This is a genomic window from Rhizobacter sp. P1_G5 (assembly GCF_056405435.1).
Genome location: NZ_JBFUCB010000963.1, coordinates 1 through 1,472, shown reverse-complemented (window position 1 = coordinate 1,472; position 1,472 = coordinate 1). Strand labels below are relative to the sequence as shown.

General features: G+C 70.1%; 2 protein-coding genes and 1 pseudogene. 1 reads left to right on the top strand and 2 read right to left on the bottom strand.

Annotation, left to right across the window (positions count from 1 at the left end; genetic code table 11):
* Positions 1–717: molybdopterin molybdotransferase MoeA (locus tag AC1D12_RS33185; protein ID WP_477845354.1), on the top strand; the 717-nt coding region annotated here is incomplete at its 5' end.
* Positions 718–749: 32 nt separating this feature from the next.
* On the opposite strand, the gene rnhA is transcribed toward AC1D12_RS33185, so the two are convergent.
* On the bottom strand, positions 750–1,232 hold the full coding sequence (gene rnhA / locus AC1D12_RS33180) for a ribonuclease HI (protein WP_052213085.1): 483 nt from the start codon (positions 1,230–1,232) through the stop codon (positions 750–752).
* Positions 1,229–1,472, bottom strand: a pseudogene (locus AC1D12_RS33175) (SAM-dependent methyltransferase); the annotation flags it as partial. The pseudogene AC1D12_RS33175 and the gene rnhA, both read right to left, overlap by 4 nt.

The following is a 1,472-nucleotide window of genomic DNA, read 5'->3' as shown; positions in this document are numbered from 1 at the left end:
GTGTGGCGCCGCCCGCGCGTCGCCTTCTTCTCCACCGGCAACGAGCTGCGTTCGATCGGCGAAACGCTCGACGAGGGCTGCGTCTACGACAGCAACCGCTACACGCTGTGGGGCATGCTGCAGCGGCTCGGCGTCGAGGTGCTCGACCTGGGCATCGTGCGCGATGAACCCGCCGCGCTCGAGGCCACGCTGCGCCATGCGGTGGAGAACGCCGACGTGGTGATCACCTCGGGCGGCGTCAGCGTCGGCGAGGCCGATCACACGCGCGCGGTGATGGCGCGGCTCGGCGAGGTGCTGTTCTGGCGCATCGCGATGCGGCCGGGGCGGCCGATGGCGGTGGGCCGCATCGCGAGCCAGGGCCGCGAGGCGGTGCTGTTCGGGCTGCCGGGCAACCCGGTCGCGGTGATGGTGGGCTTCTACACCTTCGTGCGCGATGCGCTGCTCGCGATGTCGGGCGCCGCGGTCGAGCCGCTGCCGATGCTGCAGGCGCGCTGCACGACGGCGATCCGCAAGCGGCCGGGGCGCACCGAGTACCAGCGCGGCATCGTCTCGCGCGGCGTGGACGGAACGTGGCAGGTGGCGATCACCGGGTCGCAGGGCTCGGGGGTGCTGCGCAGCATGAGCGAGGCGAACGGGCTCGTGGTGCTGCCGCATGGGCAGGGGGATGTCGCGGCGGGCAGCCTGGTGGAGATACTGCCGTTCGACGGGCTGGTTTGAACGCGTCCCGGATTGGCATCCGGGCTACAGGTTCACCTCACGCTCTCGACGCCCTTGTTGGCCAACTGGTCGGCGCGCTCGTTGCCCGGATCGCCTGCGTGGCCCTTCACCCAGCGCCAGTCGACGTGGTGCAGGTTGCGCAGCCCGTCGAGGCGCTGCCACAGGTCGGCATTCTTCACCGGCTTCTTGTCGGCCGTCTTCCAGCCGCGCGTCTTCCAGCCGTGGATCCACTCGGTGATGCCCTTGCGCACGTACTCGCTGTCGGTGTAGATGATCACGTCGCAGGTGCGCTTCAGCGACGCGAGCGCCTCGATCACCCCGGTGAGCTCCATGCGGTTGTTGGTGGTCTGGCGCTCGCCGCCGAACATCTCCTTCTCGTGCTCGCCGGTGCGCAGCCACGCGCCCCAGCCGCCAGGGCCGGGGTTGCCCTTGCAGGCGCCGTCGGTGTAGATCAAGACCTGCGGGCGCTTGATCTGCGGTTGATCGGACGGGGCGGCGGACGATGCTTCAGTCATGGAGTCTCGGAAGATGAATGGGCGCGCTGGTGGGTGCGGTGGCTCGCGACGGTGGCCGCACGCTGGCCGGCAGTGCGCTGCTGGCGGATCAGGCCCACCAGCCGCATGCCGCGCACGCGCTTCACCGCCACCAGCAGGTAGACGCTGCCGAGCACCGGCCACCAGCGTTCGCCGATGCGTTCGGTCCAGGCATAGCGTGCGAGCCACGCATCGGTCTTGAGGGGAGGACGATAACAGCCG

Excerpts from the sequence above, each read along its gene's own strand:
- rnhA (WP_052213085.1), bottom strand. The coding sequence starts at position 1,232 with ATGACTGAAGCATCGTCCGCCGCCCCGTCCGATCAACCGCAGATCAAG.